We start from the raw sequence: 15,536 nt of genomic DNA on the forward strand, positions 1-15,536 counted from the left end.
CTGGTGCGGCCGGTGTGCGGCCGTTGCCCACCCATCTATTGTTCCGGTCCGGCTTGTGCAATGGCATAGGCTTCAATCAAAATGCAGGGCGGACGGTTCAAACCGCGAACCCTGTGACGCAAAATCGGTTCGCAGCCTGCACGGAGCATTTCGATGACGCCTTTCCATCTCGCCTTCCCGGTCCGTGATCTCGATGAAACCCGCGTTTTCTATGGCGAGGTGCTGGGCTGCGCGATCGGCCGCTCGTCAGCGACCTGGGTCGACTTCGACCTCTACGGTCACCAGATGTCGGCGCATCTGCGGCCGCAGGCCGCACAGGCCCCCAGCGACGGCAAGGTCGACGGCATTGTCGTGCCGATCCCGCATTTCGGCGCGGTGCTCTTGATGGACGACTGGCAGCGCCTGGCGACACGGCTGGAGGCGCGCGACGACATCGACTGGCTGGAACGGCCGATGGTCCGCTTCAAGGGCGAGCCCGGCGAACAGGCAACGCTGTTCATCCGCGACCCCTCGGGCAATGCCTTGGAATTCAAGGGCTTTCGCTCGCTGGAGCAGGTTTTCGCGCACTAGCTCAGATCGAGGGCATCCATCGATCAATGGCCGAAACGGCCCGCCGCGAAAGGTGCGAGCCGAGCCGGATCGCCGCGTCCGCCGATCAAGTCGGCGACCAGCCGCGCGGTGATCGGAGCCAGCGTCAAGCCGAGATGACCGTGCCCGAAAGCATGAATTACGCGGGAGCTGCCGCGCGAAGCGCCGATGACCGGCCTGGAATCCGGCAGGGACGGCCGGAAGCCGAGCCATTGCGAGGCAGGCGAGCCGAGCCTGGGAAAAATTTGCCTGGCGCCACGGTCAAGCAGCGCCAGCCGGCGCGGATTTGGCGGCGCGACCAGGCCGCCGAGTTCGACGGTGCCGGCGACCCGCAAGCGGCCAGCCATCGGCGTCAGGTAGAAACCAAGATCGACGGGACAGACAGGTCGGTTGAGCAGCGGCGCGTCGGTCTGGAATTCCAGATGATAACCGCGCTCGGTCTCGAGCGGAATCCTGTCGCCGGCCTGCGCGGCCAGTGCGCGCGACCGTGCACCGGCGGCGATCACCACCGTGCCAGCCTTGATGCGAACGCCGGGTCCGCTGAGCTGCACACCGTCAGCCTCGACCTGCAGCCCGGTGATCTCTGCCTGCTTCACCGATGCACCACGGGCACTCACCGCGCCCAGCAACCGCCGCATCACCATTGCCGGATCGGTGACATTGATCGAGTCGGGAAAATACACGCCATGCGCTGCTGTCGCCGGCAGGCCCGGCTCAAGCGCCGCCACCTTTTCGGGAGTCAGCACCTCTTGGTGGATGCCAAACCCAGCGCGCATTGCCCGGCCGCCGGCGCCAGCGGCAAAATCGCTCAAGTGGCGATAGAGGTAAAGACAGCCATTGCGGCGCAGCTGGTCCTCCAGCCCGGCCTCCCCGACCATGTCTTCCCAGGCCGGAAGGGCGTCGGCCAGCAGTCCGGCGAGCGCCAGCGCATTGGCCCGGGTGGCCGCCGGCAGCGATTGCCGCATGAACCGAACGAGCCATGGCGCCAGCTGCAGCAGCGCCGGCCAGCGCAGCGAAAACGGGCTGTCGGGATCAAGCAGCAGCTTTGGCAATGCCCGCAGCACCGCAGGAGTGCCGACCGGCATGCAGGCATATTCGGCGATCGTTCCGGCATTGCCGAACGACGCGCCTGAGCCCGGCTCGTTCGGATCGATGAGCAGGACTTCGCGGCCGTCCGCGACAAGGCGAAGTGCCGTCGCCAGCCCGACAACTCCGGCGCCGACGATGGCGATTTCGACCGTTTCAGAAGCAGCCACTGTAGATCTTCCCGATTGACCTTGAAATCCAGTACCGATCATGTGGTCTCTTGGTTCGGGGTCACGGTCCAGTCTTGATCCCTGGAATCGAATAGGCCAGATCTTTCCGCCTCAGGCGACAGGCGTCCAGATCACGTCCTCGATTTTTTGCGCGCCGGTGGCCAGCATCGCCAGCCGGTCGAAGCCGAGCGCGATGCCGCTGGCCGGCGGCATGATGGCAAGGGCTGAGAGAAAATCCTCGTCCAGCGGATAGCGCTCGCCATAGATGCGCTGCTTCTCGTCCATCTCGGTAACAAAGCGCCGGCGCTGCTCGTCGGCGTCGGTCAGTTCGCCAAAGCCGTTGGCGAGTTCGACGCCGCAGCAATAGAGCTCGAAACGCTCGGCGACGCGCGGGTCGCGCTGGCTCGGCCGCGCCAGTGCCGCCTCGGCCACAGGATATTCGCACAGGATGGTCGCGCGGCCCTGCCCGAGAAATGGCTCGACCTTTTCCACCATCACCCGGCTGAACAGATCGGCCCAGCTGTCGTCGGGCGCGGTGCGCAGGCCGACATGGGTCAAGGCGGCGTGCAGCGCGTCGCGGTCGGTGCTGCCGTCGGCGGCGACCGTGGCCAGCAGGTCGATGCCGGCATGGTGAGCGAAAGCGTCCGCCACCGTCAGTCGTTCCGGCTCGGCAAACGGATCGCAGTCGCGGCCCCGGAAAGAGAAAAGAGTCGCCCCTGTCCTTGTCGCGGCCAGCGCCAGAAAGGCCGCACAATCCAGCATCAGGCTCTCATAGGCCTCGCCCACCCTGTACCATTCGAGCATGGTGAATTCGGGATGATGCAAGGGGCCGCGCTCGCGGTTGCGATAGACCGGACCGAAGCTGAAAATCCTGGTTTCACCGGCGGCGATCAACTTCTTGCAGGCGAATTCCGGCGAGGTGTGGAGATAGAGTGGCGCCCTTGCACCGTCCGGCCCGACCGCTTCCGTGGCGAAAGCCGCCAGATGCGCCTCATTGCCGGGCGAGACCTGCAGCGCCGCCGTTTGCACCTCGACGAAATCATGGGCGGCGAACCAGTCGCGCAGGCCGGCGGCGATGCCATTGCGCAGCATCAGCCGCGGGCGGCGGTCGGCGTGAACGTCAGCCGTCCACCAGGGCGAAGCTTCGGTCATGCGGCTCGGAACATGGTGGAAGGGGGCTGGCGGCGGCGGCCAAGATGCGGTAGGCCCCCATCCAGCGCCGCACTAGCCGGCAAACGCCAGTCAACTCTTCTTGCAGGATTTAAAACCGTGGTGAAAGTCATCGCCAGTTCGCTCCGCAAAGGCAATGTCGTCGACAAGGACGGCAAGCTTTATGTGATCCTCTTTGCCGAAAACATCCACCCAGGCAAGGGCACGCCGGTAACGCAGCTCGACATGCGCCGCATCGGCGACGGGGTGAAGGTTTCGGAACGCTACCGCACCACCGAGCAGGTCGAGCGCGCCTATGTCGAAGAGCGCGAGCACACCTTCCTCTACCGCGACGGCGAAGGCTTTCACTTCATGAACCCGGAAACCTACGACCAAGTGGCGGTGTCGGAAGCCGTGGTCGGCGACATGGCACCTTACCTGCTGGAAGGCATGGCCGTGCAGGTGTCGCAGTTCAACGGCATTGCCATTTCCCTGGTGCTGCCGCAGCGCGCCACCTTCGAAGTGGTGGAAACCGAGCCGACGACCAAGGGACAGACGGCCTCGTCGTCCTACAAACCGGCCGTGCTGTCCAACGGCGTACGCACCCTGGTGCCCCCCCACATCGCGCCGGGCACCCGCGTGGTGGTGATGACGGCGGATGGGGCTTATGTGGAGCGGGCGAAGGACTGAAGACGAGCGGTGGGGTTACGGGGTTACGGGTTTACCGGCCAGCCCTGCGTTTCACCAGGGCTCACCCTTGTCCTCTTCCGCTGTCTCCCCTTGAACGCGGCGCCTCCGCCCGCACAGTGATATTTTTCATGAAGCGTGTCGCAATGACCCTGCGCGGTCCGTCCTTTGAGCGAAGAAGGAGAACGCCATGCGAAAACTTATCGTCACCGAATTCATCAGCGTCGATGGCATTGCCGAGGTCGAGAAGCTGCCAAGCATGACTTGGAACGACGAGATGAACAGGTTCAAGGAGGACGAGCTTGCCGACACCGGCGCCATGCTTTTGGGGCGCACGACCTATGAGATCTTTGCCGGCTCCTGGCCGACGGAAACCGGAGATTTTGCCGACCGGTTCAACGCGCTGCCAAAATATGTCGCCTCAAACAGCCTGAAGGCGCTCGACTGGAAGCCTGCCGAATTGCTGAAGGGACCGCTGCCGGAAGCGGTCAGGACGCTGAAGCAAGGCAGCGGCGGCAACATCTATGTGCATGGCAGCCTCAGCGTCGCGCAGGAATTGCTGCGCCATGGCCTAGTCGACCGCGTCAGGCTGCTCAGTTATCCCGGCACCGTCGGCCAAGGCAAGCCGCTGTTCCCAGGCGGCGAACCGGTGTCGCTCGAACTGATTTCTGCGATGCCGTTCAGCAACGGCGTTGTGGCGCTGGAGTATGCGCCGGTGGCGGCGAAGTCGTAAATCGGTTGGAGCCTTTCAGATCGAATGGGGAAGATGCATCCTCACCCGACCTGCTTGCCCCGTCTCCCCTTGATGGCGGCGCTATTCCGCGCCTCCACCGCCTTCTCCACCTGCCGCTTCAGTTCGTCCTTGATATCCACCGTCTCGTTCATCAGCGCGTCGATCTTCAGGAAATCGAGGACGCGGTATCTCGACACTGCCGGGCGGACCAGGATGTCGGGGCGGCATTGCTTCAGCTTGTTGGCGATGATCGACTGCATCATCAATTGCGTGGCGCCGAACATCAGGTCGACGGAGGTCGGCTGTTTGCGGTCGGCCTCTTCCGGTGCGCCGACGACGTCGACGCCGATGATGATGTCGGCGTCGTTCTCGATCAGGTCGAACGGCACGGGGTTGTAGATGCCGCCGTCGATCAGCAGCCTGCCGTCTCGCATCACCGGACGGAACACGGCGGGAATGGCCGCTGACGCCGCCAGCGCGGAGTGCAGGTCGCCGTCTTCGAAGACGGCCAGCTTGTGACCGAAATAGTCGGTCGCCGTCACCTTCAGCGGGATTTTCAGCTCGGCAAAGGTTTCGGGGATGGCCTCGGGCAGAAAGGCTTTCAGGATGCGCTCGACATTGAACTGGCTGACGCGGATGCCGTTCTGCATGGCTTCGGCTATCGTGCCCGGCCGCGCCCGCCACATGCGGCTGGCCACCTCGGCGCGGCGGCCGAGGATCGAGCGGGCGTAGTCGTGGATGTCCTTGCCGGCCATACCCGATGCCATGCCGGCACCCATGATGGCGCCGATCGACGAGCCGGCAATCGCCACCGGCTTGATGCCGAGCTCGTCCAGCGCCTCGATGACATGGATGTGGGCCAGCCCGCGCGCGCCGCCGCCGCCGAAGGCGATGCCGAAGGTGGGGCTCATCCCTTGCCCGCTCCGGCCAGTTTCGGGCCGATGATCATGATGGTCGGCTCGGTGGTCAGCAGCTTTTTCGCCGCCGCCTTGACCTGTTCGAGCGTCACCGCGTTGATGTAGCCGGCGCGGCGCTGCATGTAGTCGATGCCGAGATCGTCGAGCTGCAACTCGACCAATGTCGAGGCGATGGCGCTGGACGAGTCCAGATTGTTGATGGCGTAGGCGCCGATCATGTATTTCTTGGTCGCCGCCAGTTCCGCTTCGGTCGGGCCTTGTTCGGCCAATTGCTTGACGACATCGCGGACGATGCCAAGCGTCTCGGCCGCACGGTCGGACCGGGTGCCGGTGCTGACGATCAGCGCGTTAGCGTGGTCCTGGTTTATGAGCGAGGAGTTGACACTGTAGGCCAGTCCGCGCTTTTCGCGCACTTCCTGGAACAGGCGCGAGGTGAAGGTGCCGCCGCCGAGGATCTCGTTCATCAGCACGGCGGGGAAGAAATCCGCCGCCTTGCGCTTCACGCCTGGAAAGGCGAGCTGCAGGGAGGTCTGCGGCAGGTCGTAGTCGACCTCGATATGCTGCGCCAGCTTCGGGTCGATATCGGCCACAGGCCTCAGCGCCTGGTTCTGCGGCAGGTCGCCGAACACCATGTCGAGCTTCTTCTTCAGCGTCTCCGCGTCGATGGCGCCGACCACGGCGACATGCAGGCCGCCGCGCGCGAACACCGCTTTGTGCAGGGCTTTCAGATCATCGGACGTTATGGCGGCGATGCTTTCCTTGGTGCCCTGATCGGAGCGGGAATAGGGATGGTCGCCATAGAGGGCGCGCGCCCATTTGTTCTGCGCCACCGTGTCCGGGTCGTTTTCGCCGGCGATGATGCCGGACAGGATCTGGGAACGAATGCGGTCGATCGGCAACTGGTCGAAGCGCGGCTCGTTGACCGCCAGCCGCAGCAGGTCGAAGGCCTGGTCGCGCTGCTCGGCCAGCATGCGCATCGAGCCGTAGATGCCGTCGCGGCTCTCGTCGAAGCTCATCTCGGCGCCGGCATCGTCGAGCTTGATCTGGAAGTCTTCACTATCGAGCGGGCCGGCGCCTTCGTCGAACAGGCCGGTCATTAGATTGGCCAGCCCTTCCTTGCCGACAGGATCCTGCGTCGAGCCGCCGCCAAAGACGAAGCGGATGGCGACGACCGGCACGGAATAATCCTCGACCAACCAGGCGGTGATGCCCTTTGGCGAGGTGACGGACTGGATCTCCATGGCCCGCGCGGTGAGCGCCGGCAGGATGAGGAAGAGGATGGAGAGGAAAAGGGTGGTGAGTGCGGCGAGCGCCCTTCCTTCTCCCCTTGTGGGAGAAGGTGGATCGGCGCGCAGCGCCGAGACGGTTGAGGGGTGGGTGACGGAGCGCCGTCGGCGCCAAGCTGGAACACCCCTCATCCGACCTCGCTTCGCTCGGCCACCTTCTCCCACAAGGGGAGAAGGGAGAGAGCGGCGGTGCTGGTTCGTCATCATCAATTCCCCGCCTGTTGCTGCGGCAAGAGATAGCCGGTCGTCGACCGGGCGAGCACCAGATAGCGCGCGGCGACCGCCTTGACCTCGTCTGCGGTGACCTTGCGGATGCGGTCCGTCCATTGCTGGACGTCCTGCACATTGCCGCCGGTGGCCAGCGTCGAACCGTAGATGTTGGCCATGGAATCCTGCTTGTCGCGGGCAAAGATCATCGACCTGACATAGCGGTCCTTGGCCTTTTCCAGTTCCGATGGCGTCACGCCATCCTTGACGATGCGCACCACCTCCGCATCGACTGCCGCTTCGACGTCGGAAATCCTGGCATCGCCGCGCGGCGCGCCGTAGACGGTGAAGTTGGTGTCGTCGAGCATGGTGCCCTGGAAAAAGGCGCCGGCGCTGGATGCGATACCTTGCTGGACGACGAGCGCCTGGTACAGCCGGCTGCGATTGCCGCCGCCGAGGATCTCCGCCAAGAGGTCGAGCGCTTCCGCCTCGCCCGGCTTTCCCGAATGATAGGACGGCACCACCCATTGCGTGGAAAAGCTCGGCACGCTGACGCGCGCGTCGGAGAGCGTGACCGTGCGCTTGGTGTTCTGCTCCGGCTCGACCGGGCGGATGCGGGGCGGCAGATCGGGGCCGCGCGCCACCTTGCCATAGGTCTTTTCGGCCAGCGCCCGCACCGTGTCCGGTTCGACATCGCCGGCGACGATCAGCACGGCGTTGTTGGGCCGGTAGTATTTGTCGTAGAAGGCGGTGGCGTCGACGCGGTTCAGCTGCTGCATCTCCTGCATCCAGCCGATGACCGGAATGCGATAGGGCTGGTTCTGCCACAGCGTCGCATCGACCTCCTCGTCCAGCACAGCCTCGGGGCTGTTGTCGATACGCGAGCGGCGCTCCTCGAGGATGACGTCGCGCTCGGTCTTGATGACATCGTCGGTGAGGATGAGGTTGCGCATGCGGTCAGCCTCGAAGCTCATCATCAGCCCGAGTGCCGACGGCGCCACCGTCTCGTGGAAAGCGGTGTAGTCATAGGAGGTGAAGGCGTTGTTGGAGCCGCCGATATCGGAGACGGCGCGGTCGAACTCGCCGGCCGCATGGTTGGTCGTTGCCTTGAACATCAGATGTTCGAAGAAATGCGCGATGCCGGATTTGCCGGGCGGCTCGTCGGCGCTGCCGATCTTGTACCAGACCATGTGGGTGACGATCGGCGCACGGTGGTCGGGAATGACGACCACCTCCATGCCGTTGTCGAGCAGGAAATCCGTGACCTTGAACTCGGCCGGAACCGTGTTGGGCAAGACGGGGCTCTCGGCCAGCACCGGGCTGGTCATGACAAAAGCCAAGGAGGTCGCCAACAGCGTTCCCCGCAGCCATTCAATCCTGGATGTCATCAACGGCTCCGGTTCTGTCGACAGACGATAGGCAAGGTGCTGGCGACAAGCAAAGTGATTTGTTGATCATGTTGCCGGCAAAGGCGGCGGCAAAGAGGCCGGCCCATGGATGCCGGCCAAGGATACGAGGCGTATCAGGACGCCTCGATGAAGCGGATGACGGTCTCGCCATAGTTGCGTTCGTCCAGCACCGAAAAGCCGGGGCCTGGCTCGAAGGACGCCACCGCGGCCTCTTCGACCACGCACAGCGCGCCGGGGCGAAGCCAGCCGCCGGCTTTGGCCGACTGCAAGGCGCGCTCGCCAAGGCCCTTGCCATAGGGCGGGTCGGCGAAGACAAGGCCGAACGGCGCCAGCGTGCCGGCCTCGCCGAGGCCGGTGGCATCGCGGCGGAAGATCTTGGTGCGGCCGGTCAGCCCGAAGGCCTCGACATTGTCGCGGATCAGGCCACGGCCTTCCGCCGATTCCTCGATGAAGACACCGTAGGAGGCACCGCGCGACAGCGCTTCGAGTCCCAGCGCGCCGGTGCCGGCGAACAGGTCGAGCACGCGTGCCCCGTCCAATTGCTCGGCAAAGCGATGCGCCAGCACGTTGAAGACCGCCTCGCGGGTACGATCGGTCGTCGGACGGATGGCGCTCGAGCGCGGCGTCGCCAACGGACGCCCGCGAAACTCACCGCCGACGATTCTCATCTCGCTTTGGGGCCTCGGGGACCGTTGCGCGGACGCTCACCGCCGCCAGCCCCGCCCGGACGTTCGCCGCGCGGCTTGCCGAACGGCTTTGCACCGGCCGGTTTGCCATAGGTCGGTTTGAACGAGGCCTTGCGCGCCTTGGCGTCAGCCGCCTTGGCGGCGTCAGCTTCGGCCCTGCCCTTGCCGATCGGTCGCGCGCCTGGCGCCATCCAGACATTGGCCTTGCGCTGGCCGGGCGGCTCGATCGGCCGCTGCTCGCGCTCGGACTTTTTGCCACCGCCCGGCTTGCCACCAAAAGCACCACGCGGCTTGTCGCCGAAGCCACCGCGCGGTTTGTCGCCGAAATTGCCGCGCGGCTTGTCGCCAAAGCTGCGTTCGGGACGCGGGGCGCGTTCGCCAAAACTCTTCTCAGCGTTTCTGTCGGGGCTTGTCGACAGTTTGCCCAGAGCCTCATCGCGGCTGCCTTCGCGGCGCTTGCGATTCTTGATCAACCCGCCCTCGCCGATCGGGCGGCGCTCGCCATCGCGGGTGAATTTCGGCCGTTCCGGCTCCGGCTCGCGAACTTCGGTGCGCCGCACCGGCTTGTTGGAAAACGGCTTGGTGACATCGGCGTCGAAATTGGCGCCGGATTCCTCGACCAGGCGCTCGCCAAGCTGGTCGCGCAACACCCTGCCCTTGATCTCCAGCACATGGCCCTCGGCGAGGTCATCGAGTTGGAACGGCCCATAGGAGATACGGATCAGCCGCGTCACGTCGAGGCCGAGCGAACCCAGGATGTTCCTGACTTCGCGGTTCTTGCCCTCGCGCAGGCCGATCGTCAGCCAGGCATTGGTGCCTTGCTCGCGATCGAGCGTCGCTTCGATGGCGCCGTAAAAGACGCCGTCGACGGCAATGCCTTCACGCAGGCCGGCAAGCGCGCTTTCCTCGACCTTGCCGTGGACGCGCACGCGGTAGCGGCGCAGCCAGCCGGTGGCCGGCAGTTCGAGCACGCGCGACAGGCCGCCATCATTGGTGAGCAGCAGCAGGCCTTCGGTGTTGATGTCGAGCCGGCCGATGGTCATCAGCCGCGGCAATTCAGCCGGCAGCACGTCGAAGACGGTCTTGCGGCCCTCGGGATCGCGGTTGGTGGTGACGACGCCGGCCGGCTTGTGGAACAGGAACAGCCTTGTGCGCTCGATCGGCGGGATTTCCATACCGTCGAGATGGATGATGTCATCAGGCATCACGTTGAAGGCCGGTGAAGTCAGGGCGCGGCCATTGACCTTGACGCGGCCGGCGGCGATCAGTTCCTCGGCATCGCGGCGCGAGGCGAGGCCGGCGCGGGCCAGCCGCTTGGCGATGCGCTCGCCTGCCTCTTCCGCAGCCTCGGCGGGACGCGGGCGTGGCTTGAAGCTGCCGCCTGACGCGCCTTGCGGCCGATCGTTGAAATCCCGCTTCGGGCGATCGCTGAAGTCACGCTTTGGGCGATCGACGGCGTCACGCGGGGCGCGGTCACTGAAATCGCGCTTGGGACGGTCGAAGCGCTTTTCGCCGCCCGCTGCCGCCGCAGCCGGCCGGTCGCCCCGCGGTGCATAGGGTTTGCGTGGCCCTTCGCGCTTCTCGTAGGGCTTGCGCTCGCCTTCAGCGGCCACGGGCCGGTCGCCCCGCGGTGCGTAGGGCTTGCGCGGCCCTTCGCGCTTTTCATAGGGCTTGCGCTCGCCTTCGGCGGCCATTGGGCGATCGCCGCGCGGTGCATAGGGCTTGCGCGGCCCCTCGCGTTTCTCAAAAGGCTTGCCTTCGGGACGCGGGCCTTTGCTGAAAGGCTTGTCGCCGCCCTTGAAATCGCGCTTCGGCCGCTCGCCATCGGCAGCCATCGGCCGGTCGCCACGCGGTGCGTAAGGTTTCTTGGCGCCAAAGGACGGTTTGCCGCCCTTGCCCGCGGCGCCATCGCGGCTGCGCGGTCCCGCGGCTTTCGGCCCACTCTTGGCCGGCCCCTTCCTGGGTCGGAATTTCTTGTCGTTGTCGTCCATGTGGCCTTTATCCGTTTGCGCTGCTACAGCGTGGCGCATCCTTTCGGGCGCGCAACGAACGCTGTAGCACTTTTGATGTGGCGCATGATCATTTTCGAAAACCGAGTCCCGATTTTCGATGTCATGCGCTCCATAACAGGATCACCGTCAGGTGGCGAGGAGATAATCGGAGTGGAAATCGCGTGAAGCGGCCCGATTTCATGGCGCTGGCGCTGAAGGAGGCCGAAGCTGCCGCCTTGCGAGGCGAAGTGCCGGTCGGCGCCGTCATCGCCAACGGCGCTGGTGTTGTCGCCAGCGCCGGCAACCGCACACGCGAACTTGCCGACCCGACCGCGCATGCCGAGATGCTGGTCATCCGCGAAGCCTGCCGCAAACTGTCGGCAGAGCGGCTGACCGGGCACGATCTCTATGTGACGCTGGAGCCTTGCGCCATGTGCGCCGGCGCCATTTCCTTCGCCCGGCTGCGCCGGCTTTATTTCGGCGCCGCCGACGACAAGGGCGGCGCTGTGGTCAATGGCGTGCGCTTCTTCGCCTCGCCGACCTGCCACCACGCGCCCGACATCTATCCGGGCATGGGCGAGACCGAAGCAGGCCTGCTGCTTAAAGGATTTTTTCGGGAGCGGCGCGGCTGAAGCGGGCGCTACGCCCGGCGACACAATTCGGTGTTCTTACAGCCAATCGAACCAGCCGCTGCCCTTCTTGCCTTCCGCCTCTTTCTTGAGACGGCGTTCCTTCTTGTACTCGTCCTCGCCAAGCTCGTTCTGCGGCGCGGTGCCGGCCGCGACACGATACTGCACTGGAGGCTCGCTCAGATATTTGCGGGTGTTCGGATCGCCCTGCTTGCTGTCGGCGAGGCGACGCTGGATCTCGGCGGCACGGCCTTTGTCGGAATCGGCCGGTGTCCATGCCGGCGGGTGGCTCGAGCCTGACTCCGCCATCGCCCTTTTCACCGAGGCCGGATCGGTTTGCACGTCGTCGACGATCTCCGACTGATAGGCCGGGTCGTTCTGATGGGCGGTGGCATCGGCGCGCAAGCGGGCGCGGCGCTGCTCGGGCGATTCGGGCCATTCGGCGCTCGCCGTCTCGATGCTGTCCTGCGGGGCCGGCAGCGCTTCCTTCTGGCCGGGCGCCGGCTTTACAAGCGTCGGACGCGGCTTGTAGTCGATCTGTTCCTTGCGCTTCGGCGCAAATGAAAAGGCGCCTGAAATATCGCCGGCCAGCTGTTCGCCGGCGGTCTTGTCGGTGCCGTAGGTCGGAGAGCCCATGCAGCCGGACAAAGCGAGGCCCGACGCGACAAGCGGCGCCAGCAGCGCCAGGCGCGCATTATATCTCTCGGTCATGCCAAAAAGTCCCACTCTAGACAGCCTCTCGATTGCCACCAGCCTCGTGGCCGGTCCCCATCGTCCAAGCACTTGCGACGGAAATCCGGCGACAATTTGTCTTCCGGAGTTTCGCGTGTTTACCTCAACCACTCGTTAAGGGCAACGCGCGGGCGGTTTTCACCCGCCCGGCGTGGCATTTGTGCACCGATCAAGCTGGCCGGCCTGTCAAAGCCGGCCAAGCGCCTTCAATTCATGCAGCACCGCCGCATCCCTGGCCGAAACATCCGGGAATTCCGGATCCTGGCCGATATCGGCGGTGTAGCGCCATGAGCGTGCGCATTTTAACAGGCCGCGATCCTCGGCCTTCTCGACCACCACGGCGACACCCCTGACGTCGTCGATCGCGAAGGCACCAGCCGGTGCCTCGCCATGAGCGATGACCAGATCGCTGGTGATCGCCATCTCGGCCATGTCGACATCTGAAATCGCCGCTTCGAGCGCTGCATCGTTGATGGTGACGACCGGCACCGCTTCCAGCGACGATCCGATCACCTTCCGGGCGCGCGCGATCTCCAGCGCGCCGGTAACGACGCGCCGCACCTGCCGCACCTGGCGCCACTTTTCCGCCAACGCCTCGTTCTTCCAGTCCGCCGGGATTTGCGGGAACTGGTCGAGATGCACCGAGACCGCGTCGGGATGACGATCGAGCCAGGCCTCCTCCATGGTGAAGGGCAGCATCGGCGCCAGCCATTTCACCAGGCAATCGAAGAGATGGCGCACCACCTGCACCGAAGCCTTGCGCTTCAGGCTCGACGGCGCGTCGCAGTAGAGCGCGTCCTTGCGGATGTCGAAATAGAACGCCGACAGCTCGACCACCATGAAATCGAGCAGCATGCGGGTGATGCGCTTGAATTCGAAGGCGTCGTAGCCCGAGCGCACGACCTCATCGAGCTCGGCCAGCCGGTGCAGCATCAGCCGCTCCAGCTCCGGCATCTTCTCCAGCGGCACCTCTTCGCCATCGTCATGGGCGAGCGTGCCGAGCATCCAGCGGATGGTGTTGCGCAGCTTGCGGTAGGCATCGATGTTGGTCTGCAGCACGTTCTTGCCGAGCCGCTGGTCCTCCCAGTAGTCGGTCGTCACCACCCACAGACGCAGGATATCGGCGCCCGACTGCTTGATGACGTCCTGCGGCACCACGGTGTTGCCGAGCGACTTCGACATCTTGCGGCCATCCTCGTCCATGGTGAAACCATGGGTGACGACAGTATCGTAAGGCGCCCTGCCCCTGGTGCCGCAGCTTTCCAGCAGCGAGGAATGGAACCAGCCGCGATGCTGGTCGGAGCCTTCGAGATAGACGTCGGCCGGCCATTTCAGGTCAGGGCGATCCTCCAGCGTGAAGGCATGCGTCGAGCCCGAATCGAACCAGACGTCGAGGATGTCCATCACCTGCTTCCATTTGGAGGCATCGTGATTGCCAAGGAAACGCTCCTTGGCGCCAGCGGCGAACCAGGCGTCGGCGCCCTCCTTCTCGAAGGCGTCCATGATGCGCTGGTTGACCGCTTCGTCCTTCAGCACATTGCCGTCGACATCGGCGAAGACGGCGATCGGCACGCCCCAGGCGCGCTGGCGCGACAGCACCCAGTCCGGGCGCTCCTCGATCATGGCACGGATGCGGTTCTGGCCGGCGGCGGGCACGAAACGGGTGTCGTCGATGGCCTTGAGCGCCCGGCTGCGCAGCGTCGAGCCATCGCCGAGGTCCTTGTCCATATAGACGAACCATTGCGGCGTATTGCGGAAGATGATCGGTTTTTTGGACCGCCATGAATGCGGATAGCTGTGCTTCAGCCGGCCACGCGCGAACAGCGCGTTGCGTTTGATCAGCTCGTCGATGACGGCCTGGTTGGCGTTGCCCTTCTTGCCGTTGTCGTCGATGACGCGCGCCGGTCCACCCTCGCGGTCCGGTCCGAAACCCGGCGCGTCCTTGGTGAAGAAGCCGCCATCGTCAACGGTGAACGGGATGGCGGGATCGATGCCGCGTGCGCGCAGATCCACCGCCGCGTCCATCCAGGCGTCAAAGTCCTCGCGGCCGTGTCCGGGCGCGGTGTGGACGAAGCCGGTGCCGGCATCGTCGGTGACATGGTCGCCGGCGAGCATCGGAACGGCAAATTCGTAGCCGCCGCAAAAACCCTTGAGCGGATGTGAAAGCGTAAGGCTTCCAAGCTCTTGCGCCGAAACGCTGCGGAGACGATTCAAGGTGACCTTGGCCTTGGCCGAGGAGTCTTCGGCCAGTGCGTCGGCAAAGATCAGCTTTTCGCCCGGCTGCGGGCCGAACGCGTTCTCGGCTGCCGTGACCTCGTAGAGGCCATAATTTATACGCGGCGAATAGTTGACGGCGCGGTTGCCTGGGATCGTCCACGGCGTCGTCGTCCAGATGACGACGTGGGCCTGCAGCAGATCGAGGGCGCCCTCCGTCAGCTTGGTCTGGCCATCGTCAATGGGGCGGACAAGGCTGGCGACCGGAAACTTCACCCAGATCGTGTCGCTCTCATAGTCGTGGTACTCGATCTCGGCCTCGGCCAGCGCCGTGCGCTCGACTACGCTCCACATCACCGGCTTGGAGCCGCGATAGAGCTGGCCCGACATGGCAAATTTCAAAAGCTCGCCGGCGATGCGCGACTCGGCATGGAAAGCCATCGTCGTATAGGGGTTCTTGAAGTCGCCGATGACGCCGAGGCGCTGGAACTCGGCCCCCTGCACCGTGATCCAACCCGCGGCGAATTCGCGGCATTCCTTGCGGAACTCGTTGACCGGCACCTCGTCCTTGTTCTTGCCCTTGGCGCGGTACTGCTCCTCGATCTTCCATTCGATCGGCAGGCCGTGACAGTCCCAGCCGGGCACATAGTTCGAGTCGTAACCGCGCATCTGGAACGAGCGGGTGATGACGTCCTTGAGGATCTTGTTCAGCGCATGGCCGATATGGATGTTGCCATTGGCGTAGGGCGGGCCGTCATGCAGCACGTATTTCGTGCGGCCGGCAGCGCTCTCGCGCAGCTTGCGGTAGAGATCCATGTCCTGCCAGCGCTTGACCAGCAGCGGCTCCTTCTCCGGCAAGCCGGCGCGCATCGGGAAGTCCGTCTGCGGCAAATAAAGCGTCTTGGAATAGTCGATCGTTTCAGTTGTATCGGTCATTGGTCTGCCATGTGCATTGCCCGGCGGGCGTACAAGCTCGGGCGTGAACTATCATGTTATGAAAAAAGCGCGAGGGGCGCGCAGAAACTCCCGGCGGCTCCGGCGGCGCTCAGGCC

Annotated in this window: 13 protein-coding genes; 4 read left to right on the forward strand and 9 right to left on the reverse strand. The window is 64.8% G+C overall.

Annotation, left to right across the window (positions count from 1 at the left end; translation table 11 throughout):
* The first annotated feature begins 153 nt into the window (after window positions 1-153).
* Entirely contained in the window at window positions 154-570 is a 417-nt protein-coding gene (locus tag MESCI_RS22960) for a VOC family protein (protein WP_013532348.1), read from the forward strand.
* Between the two features lie 23 nt (window positions 571-593).
* Here MESCI_RS22960 and MESCI_RS22965 read toward each other — a convergent pair whose 3' ends face one another.
* Together MESCI_RS22965 and epmA are read right to left on the reverse strand one after the other, a co-directional pair.
* Window positions 594-1,844: an NAD(P)/FAD-dependent oxidoreductase gene (locus MESCI_RS22965; RefSeq protein ID WP_013532349.1), complete on the reverse strand. Its 1,251-nt coding sequence runs from the start codon at window positions 1,842-1,844 to the stop codon at window positions 594-596.
* A gap of 111 nt (window positions 1,845-1,955) precedes the next feature.
* A complete protein-coding gene (gene epmA / locus MESCI_RS22970; RefSeq protein ID WP_013532350.1) occupies window positions 1,956-2,996 on the reverse strand; it encodes an EF-P lysine aminoacylase EpmA in 1,041 nt (346 codons plus the stop codon).
* 117 nt (window positions 2,997-3,113) lie between these two features.
* Here epmA and efp point away from each other — a divergent pair, with 117 nt between their 5' ends.
* Window positions 3,114-3,683, forward strand: a complete 570-nt coding sequence (gene efp, locus MESCI_RS22975) for an elongation factor P (protein ID WP_013532351.1) — start codon at window positions 3,114-3,116, stop codon at window positions 3,681-3,683.
* A gap of 187 nt (window positions 3,684-3,870) precedes the next feature.
* Window positions 3,871-4,413, forward strand: coding sequence for a dihydrofolate reductase family protein (locus MESCI_RS22980; RefSeq protein WP_013532352.1), 543 nt, complete (start codon window positions 3,871-3,873; stop codon window positions 4,411-4,413).
* Between the two features lie 41 nt (window positions 4,414-4,454).
* Here the strand turns inward: MESCI_RS22980 and MESCI_RS22985 are convergent, their stop codons facing one another.
* The 5 genes from MESCI_RS22985 to MESCI_RS23005 all read right to left on the reverse strand — a co-directional run bounded on the left by MESCI_RS22985 (window position 4,455) and on the right by MESCI_RS23005 (window position 10,909).
* Window positions 4,455-5,324 (reverse strand): patatin-like phospholipase family protein, encoded by an 870-nt coding sequence (locus MESCI_RS22985; protein WP_013532353.1) that lies wholly within the window; start codon window positions 5,322-5,324, stop codon window positions 4,455-4,457.
* Window positions 5,321-6,748 carry a M16 family metallopeptidase gene (locus MESCI_RS22990; protein ID WP_013532354.1) on the reverse strand — a complete coding sequence of 476 codons (1,428 nt, stop codon included), beginning with the start codon at window positions 6,746-6,748 and terminating at the stop codon, window positions 5,321-5,323. Before MESCI_RS22990 ends, MESCI_RS22985 begins: the two co-directional genes overlap by 4 nt.
* A 74-nt stretch (window positions 6,749-6,822) precedes the next feature.
* Window positions 6,823-8,211, reverse strand: a complete 1,389-nt coding sequence (locus tag MESCI_RS22995; protein ID WP_013532355.1) for a M16 family metallopeptidase — start codon at window positions 8,209-8,211, stop codon at window positions 6,823-6,825.
* A 134-nt stretch (window positions 8,212-8,345) separates the two neighbouring features.
* Window positions 8,346-8,900, reverse strand: a complete 555-nt coding sequence (gene rsmD, locus MESCI_RS23000; protein ID WP_013532356.1) for a 16S rRNA (guanine(966)-N(2))-methyltransferase RsmD — start codon at window positions 8,898-8,900, stop codon at window positions 8,346-8,348.
* Entirely contained in the window at window positions 8,897-10,909 is a 2,013-nt protein-coding gene (locus tag MESCI_RS23005; RefSeq protein ID WP_013532357.1) for a pseudouridine synthase, read from the reverse strand. The genes rsmD and MESCI_RS23005 overlap by 4 nt, the downstream gene beginning before the upstream one ends.
* 182 nt (window positions 10,910-11,091) lie before the next feature.
* Between MESCI_RS23005 and MESCI_RS23010 the strand changes: the two genes are divergently transcribed.
* Window positions 11,092-11,541, forward strand: coding sequence for a nucleoside deaminase (locus MESCI_RS23010; RefSeq protein ID WP_013532358.1), 450 nt, complete (start codon window positions 11,092-11,094; stop codon window positions 11,539-11,541).
* 36 nt (window positions 11,542-11,577) lie between these two features.
* Here MESCI_RS23010 and MESCI_RS23015 read toward each other — a convergent pair whose 3' ends face one another.
* Together MESCI_RS23015 and ileS are read right to left on the reverse strand one after the other, a co-directional pair.
* Window positions 11,578-12,249: a hypothetical protein gene (locus tag MESCI_RS23015; RefSeq protein WP_013532359.1), complete on the reverse strand. Its 672-nt coding sequence runs from the start codon at window positions 12,247-12,249 to the stop codon at window positions 11,578-11,580.
* A gap of 207 nt (window positions 12,250-12,456) precedes the next feature.
* Complete coding sequence (gene ileS, locus MESCI_RS23020) at window positions 12,457-15,420, reverse strand: isoleucine--tRNA ligase (protein WP_013532360.1); 2,964 nt, start codon at window positions 15,418-15,420, stop codon at window positions 12,457-12,459.
* Window positions 15,421-15,536: the final 116 nt, after the last annotated feature.

It is taken from the genome of Mesorhizobium ciceri biovar biserrulae WSM1271 (assembly GCF_000185905.1).
GTDB classification, from domain to species: Bacteria; Pseudomonadota; Alphaproteobacteria; order Rhizobiales; family Rhizobiaceae; genus Mesorhizobium; species Mesorhizobium ciceri.

What these genes read in the sequence shown, in the direction of transcription:
- MESCI_RS22960 (WP_013532348.1), top strand. Translation starts at nt 154, where the DNA reads ATGACGCCTTTCCATCTCGCCTTCCCGGTCCGTGATCTCGATGAAACC.
- epmA (WP_013532350.1), bottom strand. Translation starts at nt 2,996, where the DNA reads ATGACCGAAGCTTCGCCCTGGTGGACGGCTGACGTTCACGCCGACCGC.
- MESCI_RS22980 (WP_013532352.1), top strand. Translation starts at nt 3,871, where the DNA reads ATGCGAAAACTTATCGTCACCGAATTCATCAGCGTCGATGGCATTGCC.
- MESCI_RS22985 (WP_013532353.1), bottom strand. Translation starts at nt 5,324, where the DNA reads ATGAGCCCCACCTTCGGCATCGCCTTCGGCGGCGGCGGCGCGCGCGGG.
- MESCI_RS22990 (WP_013532354.1), bottom strand. Translation starts at nt 6,748, where the DNA reads ATGAGGGGTGTTCCAGCTTGGCGCCGACGGCGCTCCGTCACCCACCCC.
- MESCI_RS22995 (WP_013532355.1), bottom strand. Translation starts at nt 8,211, where the DNA reads ATGACATCCAGGATTGAATGGCTGCGGGGAACGCTGTTGGCGACCTCC.
- rsmD (WP_013532356.1), bottom strand. Translation starts at nt 8,900, where the DNA reads ATGAGAATCGTCGGCGGTGAGTTTCGCGGGCGTCCGTTGGCGACGCCG.
- MESCI_RS23005 (WP_013532357.1), bottom strand. Translation starts at nt 10,909, where the DNA reads ATGGACGACAACGACAAGAAATTCCGACCCAGGAAGGGGCCGGCCAAG.
- MESCI_RS23015 (WP_013532359.1), bottom strand. Translation starts at nt 12,249, where the DNA reads ATGACCGAGAGATATAATGCGCGCCTGGCGCTGCTGGCGCCGCTTGTC.
- ileS (WP_013532360.1), bottom strand. Translation starts at nt 15,420, where the DNA reads ATGACCGATACAACTGAAACGATCGACTATTCCAAGACGCTTTATTTG.